Origin of the sequence: Rosenbergiella australiborealis, from assembly GCF_018494035.1 — a bacterium.
Classification (GTDB): Bacteria; Pseudomonadota; Gammaproteobacteria; order Enterobacterales; family Enterobacteriaceae; genus Rosenbergiella; species Rosenbergiella australiborealis.
In genome coordinates this window covers 1-603 of the sequence record NZ_JABBFO010000042.1, presented here as the reverse complement: position 1 = coordinate 603, position 603 = coordinate 1, and the positions used below count along the sequence as shown (strand labels likewise).

Sequence of the window (603 nt, the reverse complement as noted above, 5' to 3'; positions counted from 1 at the left end):
TCATCGCCTCTGACTGCCAGGGCATCCACCGTGTACGCTTATTCGCTTAACCTCACAACCCACAGACGTCTTAGACGTTGTAGACTGTAAAAGTCTTTGAGAGACTCCGAATCATTATTCATGATTCAGTGTTTTCAATTTATCAGCTTGTTTCCAGATTTTTAAAGAGCAATATCTTAAAGACGACTCGTAAGTCAGCTTTAAGATAATTTAGTTTCAGTGAAATACTGAAGATGGTGGAGCTAAGCGGGATCGAACCGCTGACCTCCTGCGTGCAAGGCAGGCGCTCTCCCAGCTGAGCTATAGCCCCATCGATTTTGCAAACATCAGAGTTACCGAAGTAATTCTTTATCAGGCAAGGCATGTTTTCGCGACGTATACTGAAGTATACGAGCCGGAAACATAACGCGGCATGAGAAAGAATTGGTAGGCCTGAGTGGACTTGAACCACCGACCTCACCCTTATCAGGGGTGCGCTCTAACCACCTGAGCTACAAGCCTGCAGATGTTTACTGCTCTCTTTAATTTTCATCAGACAATCTGTGTGAGCACTACGCAGTCATGTATCTTATAGGTAAGGAGGTGATCCAACCGCAGGTTCCC

General features: G+C 45.8%; 2 tRNA genes. Both read right to left on the bottom strand.

Annotated features, from left to right (window positions below):
* Positions 1-234 precede the first annotated feature (234 nt).
* Positions 235-310: transfer RNA gene (locus tag HGT73_RS14620), tRNA-Ala, on the bottom strand.
* A 114-nt stretch (positions 311-424) separates the two neighbouring features.
* Positions 425-501: transfer RNA gene (locus HGT73_RS14615), tRNA-Ile, on the bottom strand.
* Between the last annotated feature and the right edge of the window lie 102 nt (positions 502-603).